Origin of the sequence: Micromonospora sp. NPDC005087 (genome assembly GCF_042872965.1) — a bacterium.
Lineage (GTDB): Bacteria > Actinomycetota > Actinomycetes > Mycobacteriales > Micromonosporaceae > Micromonospora.
Genome location: NZ_JBIALB010000001.1, coordinates 917,301 through 932,765 on the forward strand (window position 1 = coordinate 917,301; position 15,465 = coordinate 932,765).

13 protein-coding genes are annotated in these 15,465 nt (G+C 72.9%); 3 read left to right on the plus strand and 10 right to left on the minus strand.

Annotation, left to right across the window (positions count from 1 at the left end; all coding sequences use genetic code 11):
- Positions 1–10 precede the first annotated feature (10 nt).
- From ACFYPS_RS04295 to ACFYPS_RS04330, 8 genes are all read right to left on the minus strand, one after another.
- On the minus strand, positions 11–820 hold the full coding sequence (locus tag ACFYPS_RS04295) for a polyprenol monophosphomannose synthase (RefSeq protein ID WP_354965285.1): 810 nt from the start codon (positions 818–820) through the stop codon (positions 11–13).
- 34 nt (positions 821–854) lie between these two features.
- Entirely contained in the window at positions 855–2,489 is a 1,635-nt protein-coding gene (lnt, locus tag ACFYPS_RS04300) for an apolipoprotein N-acyltransferase (RefSeq protein WP_387322667.1), read from the minus strand.
- Between the two features lie 478 nt (positions 2,490–2,967).
- Positions 2,968–4,305 carry a glutamate mutase L gene (locus tag ACFYPS_RS04305; RefSeq protein WP_387322669.1) on the minus strand — a complete coding sequence of 446 codons (1,338 nt, stop codon included), beginning with the start codon at positions 4,303–4,305 and terminating at the stop codon, positions 2,968–2,970.
- Entirely contained in the window at positions 4,302–4,694 is a 393-nt protein-coding gene (locus ACFYPS_RS04310) for a hotdog domain-containing protein (RefSeq protein WP_387322671.1), read from the minus strand. Before ACFYPS_RS04310 ends, ACFYPS_RS04305 begins: the two co-directional genes overlap by 4 nt.
- The gene (locus ACFYPS_RS04315) at positions 4,691–5,440 is read right to left on the minus strand and encodes an OAM dimerization domain-containing protein (protein ID WP_354965288.1); all 750 of its coding nucleotides are present in this window, start codon (positions 5,438–5,440) and stop codon (positions 4,691–4,693) included. Before ACFYPS_RS04315 ends, ACFYPS_RS04310 begins: the two co-directional genes overlap by 4 nt.
- Entirely contained in the window at positions 5,437–6,996 is a 1,560-nt protein-coding gene (locus ACFYPS_RS04320) for a lysine 5,6-aminomutase subunit alpha (RefSeq protein WP_354965289.1), read from the minus strand. The genes ACFYPS_RS04315 and ACFYPS_RS04320 overlap by 4 nt, the downstream gene beginning before the upstream one ends.
- A complete protein-coding gene (locus ACFYPS_RS04325; RefSeq protein ID WP_354965290.1) occupies positions 6,993–8,558 on the minus strand; it encodes an amidohydrolase family protein in 1,566 nt (521 codons plus the stop codon). The genes ACFYPS_RS04320 and ACFYPS_RS04325 overlap by 4 nt, the downstream gene beginning before the upstream one ends.
- Before the next feature lie 4 nt (positions 8,559–8,562).
- Positions 8,563–9,612: a zinc-binding alcohol dehydrogenase gene (locus ACFYPS_RS04330; protein WP_387322829.1), complete on the minus strand. Its 1,050-nt coding sequence runs from the start codon at positions 9,610–9,612 to the stop codon at positions 8,563–8,565.
- A 155-nt stretch (positions 9,613–9,767) separates the two neighbouring features.
- Between ACFYPS_RS04330 and ACFYPS_RS04335 the strand changes: the two genes are divergently transcribed.
- Positions 9,768–11,174 (plus strand): lysine 2,3-aminomutase, encoded by a 1,407-nt coding sequence (locus ACFYPS_RS04335; RefSeq protein WP_354965291.1) that lies wholly within the window; start codon positions 9,768–9,770, stop codon positions 11,172–11,174.
- 193 nt (positions 11,175–11,367) lie between these two features.
- Here ACFYPS_RS04335 and ACFYPS_RS04340 read toward each other — a convergent pair whose 3' ends face one another.
- Positions 11,368–12,318: a polysaccharide deacetylase family protein gene (locus ACFYPS_RS04340; RefSeq protein WP_354965292.1), complete on the minus strand. Its 951-nt coding sequence runs from the start codon at positions 12,316–12,318 to the stop codon at positions 11,368–11,370.
- 30 nt (positions 12,319–12,348) lie between these two features.
- Positions 12,349–13,164 carry a TetR/AcrR family transcriptional regulator C-terminal domain-containing protein gene (locus ACFYPS_RS04345; RefSeq protein WP_354965293.1) on the minus strand — a complete coding sequence of 272 codons (816 nt, stop codon included), beginning with the start codon at positions 13,162–13,164 and terminating at the stop codon, positions 12,349–12,351.
- On the opposite strand from ACFYPS_RS04345, the gene ACFYPS_RS04350 reads away from it, so the two are divergent.
- Together ACFYPS_RS04350 and ACFYPS_RS04355 are read left to right on the plus strand one after the other, a co-directional pair.
- Positions 13,093–14,223, plus strand: a complete 1,131-nt coding sequence (locus ACFYPS_RS04350) for an FAD-dependent monooxygenase (protein WP_354965294.1) — start codon at positions 13,093–13,095, stop codon at positions 14,221–14,223. The genes ACFYPS_RS04345 and ACFYPS_RS04350 overlap by 72 nt on opposite strands.
- Positions 14,224–14,468: 245 nt before the next feature.
- Entirely contained in the window at positions 14,469–15,374 is a 906-nt protein-coding gene (locus tag ACFYPS_RS04355) for an AraC family transcriptional regulator (protein WP_354965295.1), read from the plus strand.
- Positions 15,375–15,465: the final 91 nt, after the last annotated feature.

The window sequence follows — 15,465 nt, forward strand, 5'->3', positions numbered from 1 at the left end:
ACGGCCGCGCTCACGGCCACCGCACCTGACCGGTGGGGGTGCCGTGCAGGCCCCGACGCACCGCCTGCCGGCGGTCCTGCACCCCCCACGTGGTGATCCGCCACAGCGCCTCGGCAACGATCCGCGGGCTCATCTTGCTGTCCCCGCGCTCCCGTTCGGCGAAGGTGATCGGCACCTCCACGATCCGCACCCCGGCCTGGTGCGCGAGCCGGGACAGCTCCACCTGGAACGAGTAGCCCTGTGAGCACACCGACTCCAGGTCGATGGCGTCCAGCGCGCTGACCCGGTACACCCGGTAGCCGCCGGTCGCGTCGGAGACCGGCATGCCCAGCGCGAGGCGCGCGTACAGGTTGCCGAAGCGCGACAGCAGCAGCCGCCGCAGCGGCCAGTTCACCACCCGCGCGCCGTTGGTCCACCGCGACCCGATCACCACGTCCGCGTCGAGGGCGGCCCGCAGCAGCGCCGGCAGGTCCTCCGGGGCGTGCGAGCCGTCGGCGTCCATCTCGACCACCGCCTGGTAGCCGCGCTCGCGCGCCCAGTCGAACCCGGCCAGGTACGCCGCCCCGAGGCCCTGCTTGCCCTCGCGGTGCAGGACCTGCACGTGCGCGTCGGAGTCGGCGAGGGCGTCGGCGATGGCGCCGGTGCCGTCGGGGCTGTTGTCGTCGGCGATCAGGATCTGCACCGCCGGGGCGGCCCGGCGGACCCGGGCCACGATCGCGGCGATGTTGTCGGCCTCGTTGTAGGTGGGGATCACCACCAGCACCCGGCCCACGCCGGGTACCTCGTCGGGACGTCGGATGGTGTCGGTCGCCTGGATCACGGTGCCTCCGCTCCCGCCGGCGTACCGGCTGTTGCTATCCGGCCAGGACCCGTTGCCGTCGGCGCAGCACCGCCGCGCCGAGCAGGGCGGCCGCGGCCAGCCCGGCGAGCGCCAACTCCGGCCACCAGCCGAGCCGGGTGGCGAGGGTGCGCCCGTCGTCGAGCCGCATCTCCCGCACCACGACCTCCCGGGTGTTGAACCCGGTGGCGTTGCTTACCCGCCCATCGGGGGAGACGAACCCGGACACCCCGACCGTGGAGGCCATCAACGCCGGACGGCCGTGCTCCACCGCCCGCAGGCGCACCATGGCCAGCTGCTGGCGGGCCTCGGCCACGTCGAAGGTGGCGTTGTTGGTCTGCACCACCAGCAGTTGCGCGCCGCCGGTGACGGTGTCGCGGACCACCTCGTCGTAGGCGACCTCGAAGCAGATCACGTCGCCGAGCACCGCCGGGCCGGCGCGTACCACGCCCGGGGTGCTGCCGGGAACGAAGTCGTTGCGGATCAGGTCGACCTGCTTGCTGACCATCCGGGCGACGTCGCGCAGCGGCACGTACTCGGCGAACGGCACGGGGTGCCGCTTGGTGTAGAGCTGGCTCAGGTCCGCGCCGGTGTCGGGCCGCCACAGGATGCCCGCGTTGCGGACCTCGCCGGGGCCGGGGCCGAGCAGCACCGCGCCGACCAGGATGGGCGCGCGGATCGTGTCGGCGGCCTGGGCGATGCGGGCCCCGGCGGTGGGGTTGCGCAGCGGGTCGATGTCGCTGGAGTTCTCCGGCCACACCACCAGGTCGGGTTGGCGCTGCGTGCCGGCGGCGACCCGCGCGGCCAGCTCCAGGGTGGCGTCGACGTGGTTGTTCAGCACCGCCTGCCGCTGGGCGTTGAAGTCCAACCCCAGGCGTGGCACGTTGCCCTGAACGATCGCCACGGTCACCGGGGCACCCGATCCGGCGGACGCGACCGGCACCAGCAGACCCGCCGCGCCCAGCGCCACGGCGGCGGCGGCCGGTACGGCCACCGGCTGCCAGCGCCGCGCGGGCGTGCCGCCCGGGGCTGTCTCCCGGAGCGCGGTGAAGCCCCGCCACGCGGCGGTGACGAGCAGCCCACCGATGAGGGCCACCGCGAAGGTGACCAGTGGCGCGCCGCCCAGCGCGGCCAGGCGCAGCAGCGGCGAGGAGTCCTGGCTGAACGCGAGGCGCCCCCACGGGAACCCCCCGAACGGGGTGCGGTCGCGCAGCGCCTCCTGCCCCACCCAGAGCAGCCCGGTCAGCGCCGGCCACGCCCACCGGCTGCGGTCGGCCAGCGGCGACACCCAGGCGGTGGCGGCGCCGAGCAGCGCCAGGTAGCCGGCCTGCAACAGCGACAGCAGCACCCACGGCAGGTAGCCGGTGTGCAGGTTCGTCCAGGCCAGCAGCGGCGCGAACAGGGCCACCCCGGTGAGGAAGCCCAGGCCGGCGCCGGCGCGCAACCGGCGCCGGTGCGCCGCGGCGGCCAGCAACGCCACCCCGACGGGCGCGAGCGGCCACAGCCCGTACGGGGGGAACGCGACCAGCAGGGCCAGCCCGGCGGCCACGGCCATCGGCGCGGCGGCCTTCAGCGGCAGCGGGCGGCCGACGACGACCGGCGGGGGCGGCGCCGCCGGGGCGCGCGTCTCGTCCCGGTCCAGGGTCGTCACCGCGGTTCCTCGATCACGGGGCGAAGGCTACCTGGCCGGCGGGTGTGTCGGCCGCATCGGGCCGCCGGGGACGGACCACCCAACGGACATGAAATCGGGGCGCGGCTCGCGCCGCGCCCCGATGCTCCCAGGCCCTCCCCGGCCGGTGCGGCGAGGACGAGGCACGCCGACCTTCGGACCGACCGGACGCGGACTGGCTGCCCCCGCCGGGCCGTTGTCTACTGGCCGTGCACCTCACCCTGCCCGTACACCGGTAACCGCGACCGGTTCGCGCCGCCCCGCCGACCCCCGCCCGCTGGACCTGGCCGCCGCGACGATGACGCTGAAACTGTCGCTCGGCCAGCGGACGAAGGGACGAAGCGAACAACAGCCGCTTCCCGTGGTAGGACTCAAAGACGGTACGTGTTGCACCCCGCCCCCTGTCAACCCACCCCCGGCCTGTCGTGTGTTGCACCACGGCGTGTCGGGTCGGCGTGTCTCAATGCGTGGTCAGATGGTGGCGCAGCAGCGCCCCCGAGGCTGCCCGGTGCTCCTCGGCGAGGAGCCCACCGGCGGCCAGCACGTAGTCGGTGTCCACCACCGGCCGGGCGGCGCGCGGCAGCGCCCATCCCCCGGCGTGGTCGCCGAGCACGGCCGCCAGCACCTGCCCCGCCGTGTGCGCCGGCGCGTGCCGCAGCACCCCGCCGGAGCCCACCATCAGCCGAACGTCGCGCAGGTCCCGGCCGGCGCGTTCGCCGGTGGAGGCGCCGCGGGCGTGCCGGCGCAGCGCCACCGTCGCCGCGAGGGTGGCGATCCGGGCGTCCACGGCCCGCTCGGCGTCGTCGGCGGCCAGGAACGCCGGGTCGGCGGCGCGCAGCGCCGCGGCCGCCGTCAGGTCGTCCTGTTCACCCGGGGCCAGGAGCCGCTCGTCGGCGGCGGCGCGGACGACCCCGGGGGCGCTCCACCGCATGCCCAGGTCCCCCTCCACGGTGCGGGCCCGCCACAGGCTGCCGGCGACCTCCCGGCCCGGCCCGGTGGCCCGCTCGTCGGGGGTGAGCACCGAGTACACGTCGGTGGTGGCCCCGCCTACGTCGACCACGGCGAGGTCCCCGCCGATGGTGTCGGCGAGCACCTCCACGCCGGTGAGGACCGCGTCGGGGGTGGCCGCGCGCACCAGCCGGGCGAACCGGGTGCCCCGCGACAGCCGCTTGCCGCCGATGACGTGGCGCAGGAACACCGCGCGGATCGCCGCCCGCGCCGACGCGGGGGCGAGCACCCCGATGCGGGGCAGCACGTTCTGCGCCGCCGTCACCGGCACCCCGGCGGACTCCAGCAGCCCGGTCAGGTCCGCGCGTACGTCGCCGTTGCCGGCGAGCACCACCGGCACCCGCCAGCGGGCCCGGGCCAGCCGGGTGGCGTTGTGGGTGATCGTGTCGGTGTCGCCGCCGTCGGTGCCGCCGACCAGCAGCACCACGTCCGGGCGGGCGGCCCGCAGCGCCGCCAGGTCCGCCGCGCCGAGCCGCCCGGCCGCCACGTGCACCACGTGCGCGCCGGCGGACAACCCGACCCGCCGGCCCGCCTGCGCGGTGACCAGCGGCTCGTAGCCGATCACGGCCAGCCGAAGTCCACCGCCCGCCGACGAGCAGACGTACCACGGGACGTTTCGCGCGCCAAGCCCGGCGGTGGCCGCCGCGACCGCGGCGTCCAGGCCGTGCAGCACGTCGCTGCCCACCGTGGTGGGCGCCGCCGCCGCGCCCACCAGCACCCCGGCGGCCAGGTCCACCACGGCCGCCTTGGTGTACGTGGAGCCGACGTCCGCGCAGACCGCCAGGGTCACGGCGCGGCGGGAACGACCACGGTGCCGGTCGCGGTGACCGCCACGATCGGCGGGTCGAGGACCTCGGCGGCGGACTCGGAGCGGTCCGGTCGGCCCCGGCACACCACCGCGCAGCTCAGCTCCAGGGTGCGGCTGCGGCTGCCCACCCTGAACACCTGCGCCCTCACCTCGACGACGTCACCGGCGCGGATCGGCGCGAGGAACCGCACGTCGGCGTACCCGGCGAACAGGCCCTCGTCGCCGTCGGTCTGGATGCACACCTCCGTGGCGACGTCGCCGAACAGTCCGAGGGCGTACGCCCCGTCGACGAGGTTGCCGGCGTAGTGGGCGTGCGAGTACGGCACGTACCGCCGGTGCGTCACCGTCAACCCGAGCCTGGAGTCCGTCATGCCGTCGCCTTCCGCTGGGTGATCAGGGCGTGCACGAGGTAGCTGGCCACCTCGCCGGGCGTGGTGCCCCGACCGAAGATCCGGTCCACGCCCAACTCGTCGGTCATCGTCTCGTCGAACCGGGGGCCGCCGACGATCAGCAGCGGCCGCCGCCCGGCGGGCATCGCCTCACGGAACGCCGCGGACATCTCCCGGGTGTTGTGCAGGTGCGCGTCGCGTTGGGTGACGACCTGCGACACGAGCACCGCGTCGGCCTTCTCCGCCCGGGCGGCCTCCACCAGCTCGGGCACGCTGACCTGCGCGCCCAGGTTGGTGACCTTGAGCTCCCGGTAGTACTCCAGGCCCTTCTCCCCCGCGATGCCCTTGACGTTGAGGATCGCGTCGATGCCCACGGTGTGCGCGTCGGTGCCGATGCACGCGCCGACCACGGACAGCTTGCGCCGCAGCCGCTGCTTGACCACCGTGTTGACCTCCTTGGCCGACAGCAGCGCGAAGTCCCGCTCCACCACCTGCACCGCGTCCAGGTCGACCAGGTGGTTCACCCGCCCGTAGACGACGAAGAAGGTGAACCCGTCGCCCATCGGCTTGGCGTGCACCACCATCGCCGGGTCGATGCCCATCCGGTTGGCCAGCTGCACCGCCGCGCCCTCGGCCCGCTTGTCATGTGACACCGGCAGGGTGAACGACACCTGCACCATCCCGTCGCCGGTGGTGTCCCCGTACGGCCGCACGATCTGCTTGCTCACGCCGCCGCCTCCAGGATGTCGGTGGCCGGGTTGCAGTAGTCGGCCTCGTGCGCGGCGACCCCGGCGAGGCCCTTGCCGCGGTCCGCGGGCCGCTTCATGATCCCGAACGTGCCCTCGGCGATCGCGGTCAGCAGCGTCTGCTCCCCGATGCGCTCCAGCAGGTCCAGCGCCTCACCGAGGACCTGGTTGGCGCGCCGCCGGATGAACCCGCCCGGCGCGGGCACGAAGTCCTCGTGCAGTCCACCGGCCGCGCCCAGCACGTACCGCACGTTCTGCAGGGCGATGTCCCGGTCGGACAGCCACGGCGTCACCACGGCCTCGGTCATCATCCCCACCAGCAGGATGCCCTGACCGGTCAGGGCGCCCGCCAGGTTGAAGAACCCGTCGAGCAGGTTGCCCCGGAACACGTCGCCGGTCATGTGCTTGGTCGGCGGCATCCACTTGAGCGGGGCGTCCGGGAACAGCTCGCGGGCCAGCAGCGCGTGCGCCAGCTCCAACCGGAACGACTCCGGCACCTCCGGGTTGATCTCGAACGCGTGGCCGAGGCCCAGCTGCCAGTCCGCCAGCCCCGCCTCGTGGGCGAAGAACTCGTTGAGCAGCTGCGACACGGTCACCGTGTGCGCCTCGTCGACGGCGTCGGCGGTGGTCAGGTAGTTGTCCTCACCGGTGTTGATGATGATGCCGGCGCGGGCGTGGACCTGCCGGGAGAACCGCTGGTCGACGAAGGTGCGGATCGGGTTGATGTCGCGGAACAGGATTCCGTACATCGAGTCGTTCAGCATCATGTCGAGGCGTTCCAACCCGGCGAGGGTCGCCATCTCTGGCATGCACAGCCCGGACGCGTAGTTGGTCAGCCGCACGTAGCGGCCCAACTCCTTCGACGACTCGTCCAGCGCCGCGCGCATCAGCCGGAAGTTCTCCTGCGTGGCGTACGTGCCGGCGAAACCCTCCCGGGTCGCGCCCTCGGGCACGTAGTCCAGCAGCGACTGCCCGGTGGAGCGGATCACCGCGATGACGTCCGCGCCCGCCCGGGCCGCGGCCTGCGCCTGCGGGATGTCCTCGTAGATGTCCCCGGTCGCCACGATCAGGTAGATCCACGGCCGCTGCGCCGGGTCCCCGTGCCGCTTGACGAGACGGTCGCGTTCGGCGCGCCGCCGGTCGATACGGCGGATGCCCGCGCCGACGGCCCTGCGCGCCGCCGACCGGGCGGCCGTGGCGGCCCGTCCGGTGGGCACGGTGAAGCGCACCGAACCGGCGGCGGCCTTCTGCGCCAGCAGCGTCACGTCCGTGACGCCCTCGCGGGCGAGGGCGTCGAACACAGGCACGGCCACGCCGTGGCCCAGCCCCACGTCCGCGACGACGGCGTCGACGAGCCGGTTCACCCATGGAATGCCGTCCGGGTCGGCGCCGGTCACCCCGGCCAGGCGCAGCACCGCCCGCTCCACGGACACGGTGGTGTGGCTGCGCGCCAGGTCCACCACCGGCTGCCCGGCCCGGCGCGCCAACTCCCGCGCCCTGGCCACCAACGCCGGATCTAGATCAAGCTTCCCGGTCACGACGACCCTTCCTGATAGATGACCTCACCGCGCAGCACCAGGCTTCGGCACACCGGCAGCGGCGTCGGGTCGTCCGGACCCCGCAGCTCCGGGTCCTCGGCCAGCAGCACCGGCAGGCCCCGCTGCGCGCCGGCCGGCGTCGACCACACCGCGAACGTCGCCGGCGCGCCCAGCGCGAGGACCCCCTCGACGTCCAGGTGCACCGCCCGCCACCCGCCGCGGGTGTGCGCGGCGAACGCCGCCCGCACGCTCATCCGCTGCGCCGGGTTGTGGTGCGCCGCCGCCGCCCGCACCGACCCCCACGGGTCCAGCGGCGTCACCGGCGAATCCGACCCGAACGCCAGCGCCACCCCCACCCCGTGCATCGCGCCCATCGGGTTGGACTCCAACGACCGGTCCAGACCCAGCCGCGACTCGTACATCCGGCCCGCGCCACCCCAAAGCCGGTCGAACGCCGGCTGCATGCTCGCCACGACCCCGTACTCCACGAAACCGGCGATCATCCGCTTGTTCATGATCTCGGCGTGCTCGATGCGGTGCCGGGCGGCGCGCAGCCGCTCCACGCCCAGCGTCCGCGCCGCCGCCGCGAAGCCCTCCAGCACCGTGCCGATCGCCGCGTCACCGATCGCGTGGAACCCGCCCTGCATGCCGTGCGCCGCGCAGTCCAGCAGGTGGTCGCGCACCTGCTCGGCCGACAGGTACCCGTGCCCGCAGCCGTCGCCGTCGCCGTACGGCTGCGACACGTGCGCCGTACGCGAACCCAACGCCCCGTCGGCGAACAGGTCCCCGCCGGCGCCCACCGCGCCCAGCTCCCGGGCCCGCGCCGCGCCACCCAGCTCACCCCAGTACCCGTACACCTCCGGTAGCCCCGCGCCGGAGATGCCCAGCAGGCCGGTGAAGTCCTCCTCGTCGGAGATGTCCGGTCCGCCGCACTCGTGCACCGCGGCGATGCCCAGCGACGCCGCGTGCGCGAGCGCCACCCGCTGCGCGGCGACCCGCTGCGCCCGACTGACCGATCCCTGCGCGGCCGCCCGCACCACGTGATGCGCGTCACGACGCAACCACCCCGACGCGTCGTACCCGGCCTCGGCCGCCGCCTGCGGGCACGCCGCCAGCAGCGCCGTCGACACCAGCGCCGAGTGGATGGACGCCTGCGACAGGTACACCCGCCGGCCGCCCGCCGCCCGGTGCAGCGCCGCCGCGTCCGGCAGCGTCGGGTCCGGCCAGCCCGACTCGTCCCAGCCGTGCCCCAGCACCACCGCGTCCGCCGGCTGGCCGGCCGCGAACGCGGCCACCGCGTCCAGCAGTTCAGCCGCCGAGCGCACCCCGGACAACTCCAGCCCGGACAGCGTCAACCCGGTGTCCGTGGCGTGCACGTGCGCGTCGACGAACGCCGGCGTCACCAGCGCGCCGTCGAGGTCCACCACCCGGTCGGCGGGCGGCGCGTCACGGTCGGTCCCCAGCCAGGCGATCCGCCCACCGGAGACCAGCAGCGCGGTCGCGCTCGGGTCGGCGGGACAGTGCAGCACGCCGCCGCGGTACAGGGTCGAGGGGTTCGTCATGACCTCAGTCTGCCGCGACCCGCGCCGCGAACAGCCGACGCACCCCCGGCTCGGCGCGCAGCAGCCCCAACGCCAGTTCCGCGTGCCCCGGCACGTACCCGTTGCCCACCAGCATCGTCACGTCCGCGGCCAGCCCCTCGGCGCCCAGCGCCGCGGCGGAGAAGCTCGTCGCCATCGAGAAGAAGATCACCGTGCCGCCGTCGGCGGTGGCCAGCACCGCCCCGTGCTCGCAGCCCGGCACGTCCACGCAGACCACGGTGACGTCCGCCGGGCTGCCCAGCGCGGTGGTCACCGCGGTGGACAGCGCCACCGGGTCCCGGGCGTCGGCCATCGCCACCACCGAGGCCAGGCCGGCGGCCGTCAGCGCGTCGCGCTCCGCCGCCACCGGCACCACCCCGACGGTACGCGCGGCGCCCGCCCGCCGCGCCGCGGCCAGCGACAGCGACCCGCTCTTGCCCGCGCCGCCGATCACCGCGACGCGCACCGGCGTCGGGTCGCCCGCACGGTGCCGGTCCTCGACGTAGCGCGACACCACCCGCGCGGTCAGCGCGGGCGCCCCGCACACGTCCAGCACCGCCAGGGACAGCTGCGGGTCCTCGTCGTCCGGCAGCACCGCGGCGATGGAGCGGGCGAACAGGATCGCCCAGCCGTCGCAGGGCACCTGCTCGCTGCGCCCGTCCCAGCGGGCCAGCCCGTCGGTCACCACCAGCGGGGTCAGGGTCAGCGACACCAGGGTGGCGACCCGCTCGCCCGGCTTGAGGCCCAGCGGGGAGCGCCGGCCGGCCTCCTCGACCGTGCCGATCAGCATCCCGCCGGACCCGGTCACCGGGTTCTGCATCTTCCCCCGGGTGGAAATGATCTCCAGGACCTCGGCGCGGACCGCGTCGCCGTTCCCGCCGTGCTTCTCCGACAGCTGCCGGAAGCTCGCCGCGTCCAGGTTGAGCCGCTGCACCCGGATCCGCACCTCGTTCGGGGCGATCGCGGTGGACGCGTCCAACCGCCAGGCCGCCTGCGGCAGCACCCCCGCCGGTTCCACGACGCGGTGCAGTCCCACCGGTGACGTCACGCCGACCTCCCCCTGTCCATCCGCCCGAAGCCCCGGTCGGGGGATCGCGTAACGGGAAAACTTACGGCAGACTAGTTTCTGTACCGGATATTTTCCAGTAGCCTTCGGGTTTCGTTGATCAGCCGCAGCACTGAGGAGGGGCCGTGACCCAGACGCAACCGGTTGAGACCATCGCTCAACCCCGTCACGCCCCGGTCGCCGTACCGACCGCCGGGCAGCCGTACGAATACCGCCGCCAGCCCCTGGTCGAGCCCGACTGGACCCGCTTCCCCGGCTGGCGCCACGTCACCCGAGACCAGTGGGAATCCGCCCAGTGGCAGCGCGTCAACTGCGTCAAGAACATCAAGCAGCTGCGGACCGTCTTCGGCGACCTCATCGACGAGAGCTTCTACGCCGACCTCGAGGCCGACCAGAAGGCCCTGGCCACCATGTCGATGCTGGTGCCGCCCCAGATGATCAACACGATGGTGCCGTTCGCGCCCCTCACCACCGAGGCGCTGCTCGCCGACCCCATCCGCCGCTACATGATCCCGGTCGCCTCCGACCGACGCACCGACTGGCCGTCGCACCCGTACGCCAGCCGCGACTCGCTGCACGAGCACGACATGTGGGTCGCCGAGGGGCTCACCCATCGCTACCCCACCAAGGTCCTCGCCGAGCTGCTGTCCACCTGCCCCCAGTACTGCGGGCACTGCACCCGGATGGACCTCGTCGGCAACTCCACCCCCGCCGTCGACAAGCTCAAACTCACCCTCAAGCCCGTCGAGCGCTACGACGCCCACATCAGCTACCTCAAGGCGCACCCCGGCGTCCGCGACGTCGTCGTCTCCGGTGGTGACGTGGCCAACGTGCCGTGGCGCAACCTCGAGTCGTACCTGATGCGCCTGCTGGAGCTGGAGACGGTCCGCGACATCCGGCTCGCCACCAAGGCCCTCATGGGCCTGCCCCAGCACTGGCTGCAGCCCGACGTCGTCGAGGGCCTCGAGCGCGTCGCGCGCACCGCCGCCCGCCGGGGCGTGAACCTCGCCATCCACACCCACGTCAACCACGCCCAGTCGCTCACCCCGCTGGTCGCCAAGGCCGCCCAGACCGCCCTCGACGTCGGCGTCCGCGACGTGCGCAACCAGGGCGTGCTCATGCGCGGGGTGAACGCCACCACCCCCGACCTGCTGGACCTCTGCTTCGCCCTGCAGGGAGAGGCGGGCATTTTGCCGTACTACTTCTACATGTGCGACATGATCCCCAACGCCGAACACTGGCGGGTGCCGGTCTGGCACGCCCAGCAGCTCCAGCACGACATCATGGGCTACCTGCCCGGCTACGCCACCCCGCGGATCGTCTGCGACGTCCCCTTCGTCGGCAAGCGGTGGGTGCACATGCTCACCGACTACGACCGTGACCGCGGCATCTCCTACTGGACCAAGAACTACCGCACCTCCATCGAGTCGGCCGACCTGGAGGCGCTCAACAAGCGCTACGCCTACTACGACCCGATCGACACCCTGCCCGAGGGCGGGCAGCAGTGGTGGACCGACCACCGCGACGACTGACCCACCACCCACGACACCCCCGGCGGATCCCCTTGCCGGGGGTGTCGCCCATTGCGGCGTCCCTCACCGGCACCTCGACCGCCAGGGCAGGGCGTCGGTCGGTCGGTCCCGCAGGAGCGTTATGACTCCCAGGTATAGATATGACTCTGCGGTATAACGCTCACCGACCTCATGCCGGCCCCTCGGCCGACACTCAGGCGCTGGCCAACACCTCAGACAACGGCGCCGGCACCAGCCCCCGCTCGCGCAACCCGGCCAGGATGTGCGGCAACGCCTCATCGGTCATCGCGGCGTTCGCCTCGGTCACATGCATGATCACCACAGACCCGGGGCGGACGTTGTCCAACACCGCCCGCACCAGCGGCTCCCACGCGGTGGCGAAGGGATCGCCGCTCACCACGTCCCCGTCGACCACCGTCACGCCGAGTGGCGCGAGCGCGGCCAGCGCCGCCGCGTCGTGACACAGCCCTGGAAAACGGAAGTACCGGGTCTGCCGGCCCCCGTACGGCTCGATCACCCGGAAGGTCTTCGCCACGTCGTCGGTCATCCCGCTCGCCCGCACCCGGGGCAGGTCGTAACAGTCCCCGGTGAACGCCGCATGCCCGTACGTGTGGTTGGCCAACTCGAAGCGCGGGTTGCCGGCGAGCCGCCGAGTCACCTGCGGATACCGCTCGACCCACTTGCCGGTCAGGAAGAAGGTCGCCGGAATCCGCTCCCGCTCCAACAGGTCCAGGACGCGCAGGTTCGCGTAGGACCTGACCTTGCCGGTGCGCAGGTTCTGCAGCATCCCGTCGGTCATGTCCGCGTCGAAGGTCAACGCCACCCGGTTACCGGTACGCGGTCCGTGATCCACCACCGGTGGTCGGGTCCCCACCCGCGTCGCCCCGGGAACGGTGGCTGCCGGCCCGCTCGGCGTCGGAGTGGCGCCACCCGACCCGCTCGGCGTGGGAGCGGGAGTGGCCTCACCCGACGGCTCCGTGGCAGCGGTGGGACCGGCTGACGTGGCTGGTCCGGCTGGCGCGGCGACGGCCGTCGACCTGGGCGGCGCCGGTGTCGTGGAGAGCACGATGGCGGACGCGGCGACGCCGATCGCGGCCGCCGCGACCAGCACACCGAGCAGCGAACGCGGCCGTGGTCGGATCACGCCGGCAATCATTCCAGACGCGAGGGCGGCTCACTGTCCCCTGGTGATGCCGTCCAGGATGGTGATCAGGTTGTCCTGGAAGGTTTCCTCGGCGTTGAGGTGGGCGCCGTCGATGACGAGCCGGGCGACGGTGGGATAGCGGCCCGTTTCGAGCATGCGTGTCAGGTAGGGCCCGAGGGCGGCCTGCCAGACGGACACGTCGGTGCCGGTGGAACGGGCGGTGCGTCGCTCGGTGATCTCCCTGCGGAGCGCTCCGACGATGAACGCGTTGAGGGCGCCCAGGGCCCGCTGGAGATCGTCGACACCGCGAACGCCAGGGGCCTGGCTGAGCGCCGCCGCGGTCGACTCGCCCACGGCGAGCGCGTGCGGTCCCAGGTGTGGCCTTGCGCCGAGCAGGTCGACGAACCACTCGTGGTCGAGAGCGGCGTCGCGGGTCCGGTGAACGATGGCCAGCACTGTGTCGCGCCACCCGGATTGCTGGCCGGCCTCGGCGATCTGGGCATAGACGGCGTCGACCATCAGATCGAGCAGTTCCGATCTGTTGATCACGTAGTCGTAGAGCCGCATCGGACCGACACCGAGCTCTTTGGCGATCTTGCGTACCGACAGTCCGTCGAGGCCGTGCGCGTCGGCGATCCGGATCGCCGTGGCGGCGATCTTCGCGCGGCTCAGCGGCACCGGCGCCGCCCGCGGCTGCGGCTCGGGCCGTTCCCAGACGGGCAGCGGTACGCTACCGTACGGCGTCTCCATAAGATACAGCGTACGGTAAGGGGCATGACGATGCGAATCGCGATCGCCGGCGGCGGCCTCGGCGGCCTGACCCTGGCCCGAATCCTGCACCGGCACGACATCGACACGGTGGTGTACGAACGCGAGGCAAGCCGATCCGCGCGAGCACAGGGCGGAATGCTCGACCTGCACCCGGAGTCCGGGCAACAGGCCCTGGCCGACGCGGGCCTCACCGACCGATTCCGATCCGAGGCACGACCACAGGGCGAGGAACACCGCATCCTCGACCCGGCCGGCCGCACCCTCGTGCACCACACGCCCCAACCCGGCTCATTCTCCGGACGCCCCGAGATCGACCGCAGCGCACTGCGTGACCTCCTGCTTGATTCACTCCCCGGCGACACGGTCGCGTGGCAGCACCGGCTCGTCGCCGCGACGCCACGACCCGACGGAGGGTTCGGGCTGACGTTCGATGGCGGCCACCGCGCCGACTGCGACGTCCTCATCGGCGCGGACGGCGCACGCTCGGTCGTCCGGTCGCTGCTGACCGACACGACACTCTCCTACGTGGCCACCCTGATCGAGCTGAACATCAGCGACGCCGACCGGCGCCACCCGGACGTCGCCGAGCTGGTCGGCCCCGGAAACCTCTGGTGCGTCGGCGTCAACCAGATCCTGGCCGCGCAACGCCTCGGCGACGGCAGCATCCGGGTCGGGATCTCCCTGCGCGCGGACGATCGCGACCTGGACACCTACCGCAGCAAGCGCGCCCTGCTGGACATGTTCGATGGCTGGAACCCCAGCCTCACCGCGCTCATCGAAGCCGCCGACAGCCCACCGACCCCACGCAGGATCGAGGCGATGCCCACCGGCACACGCTGGGCCCACCGTCCGGGCATCACCCTCATCGGTGACGCCGCGCACCTCATGCCACCGGTCGGCGAGGGCGCCAACCAGGCCATGCTCGACGCCGCCGAACTCGCCGCCGCCCTCGCCACCAACCCCGCCGACCCCGACCCGGCGATCCAGGCGTACGAGGAGGCGATGTTCGCCAGAACCCACCCGATCGCCGAGATGTCCGCACGAGTCCAGGCCATGATGCTCTCCCCCACCGCAGCCGACGACCTCGTCCGCTTCTTCGCGCCACGGGCCACCGAGCCGGCACCCGCAGAATGACAACCTGGGTTGACACCGTCCTCGACCAGCGCGCCAACCAGACACCACACCCCGCGCCGACGGCCTCGTCGGACGCATCATCCAGGCCCTGCACCTACGCGGCCTGCACGAACCACTCGCCGGCCAGCCCGACACACCCCGACCCACACCGTGGTACCAGTGGACGCTCTCATGAAACTGGCGAGTCCTTGCACGATCCTGCCGCTGACCAGCGGTCACCGCGGGTCTCGTGTTGCACTCGGGGCATGCCCCTGGACGAGCTTCGCGACCTGTTGGAACGACACGTGCGCCGCGACCTGGCCACCGCAATCGAGGGCGTACGGGTCTGCCGGATCGAGCACACCGCCTCCCCGGTCTCCTCGATGTCCGGCAAGGTGCTGGCGGTCATTGCCCGGGGCGGCAAGCGACTCGCCCTCGGCGACCAGGTCTACGAGTACCACCCCGGTCAGTACCTCGTCGCCTCGGTCGACCTCCCGGTGACGGGGGACGTCATCAACGTCGCCCCGGGCCACCCCGTACTCGGCTTCGGAATGACCCTGGACCCTGCCACGATCGCGGAGCTGCTGCTCCAGGCCGGGCCGGGCGATCTGCCGCGTTCCCCCGGCACCGCGCGGCCCGGAATCGCGGTCAGTGACGCCCCGGACGAACTGCTCGACGCCATCGTGCGGCTGTTGCGGCTGCTCGACCGGCCACAGGATCGCCGGGCACTGGCCCCCCTGTTCAAGCGCGAGATCCTCTGGCGGTTGATGACCGGCGAACAGGGCGACGTCGTCCGGCAGATCGGCCTCGCGGACAGCAGCCTGAGCCACATCGCCCGGGCTGTCCAGTGGATCCGGGAAAACTACACACGGCCCTTCCGCGTCGACGAGGTGGCACAGCTTTCCGCGATGAGCGTCTCCGCGTTCCACCGGAACTTCCAGGCGGTGACGGCGATGAGCCCCATCCAGTTCCAGAAGCACATCCGCCTACAGACCGCGAGACTGCTGCTGGCGAACAGCCCCAACGACATCACCCGCGTCGCCCATCGCGTCGGATACGACAGCCCGTCCCAATTCAGCCGCGAGTACCGACGGCTGTTCGGTGCTCCGCCCAGCATCGACGCGCTGCGCATACGTGCCGGAGCCGGAAATGCCGGCGCCGCGCTCCCCTGACTCCGGGGAAGAGGATTGTGCAACCACACGAGACGATTCCGCTAGTTCCGCCTCTCCGGCGCTGCTTTCATGGACTCATCGGAACAAAAGC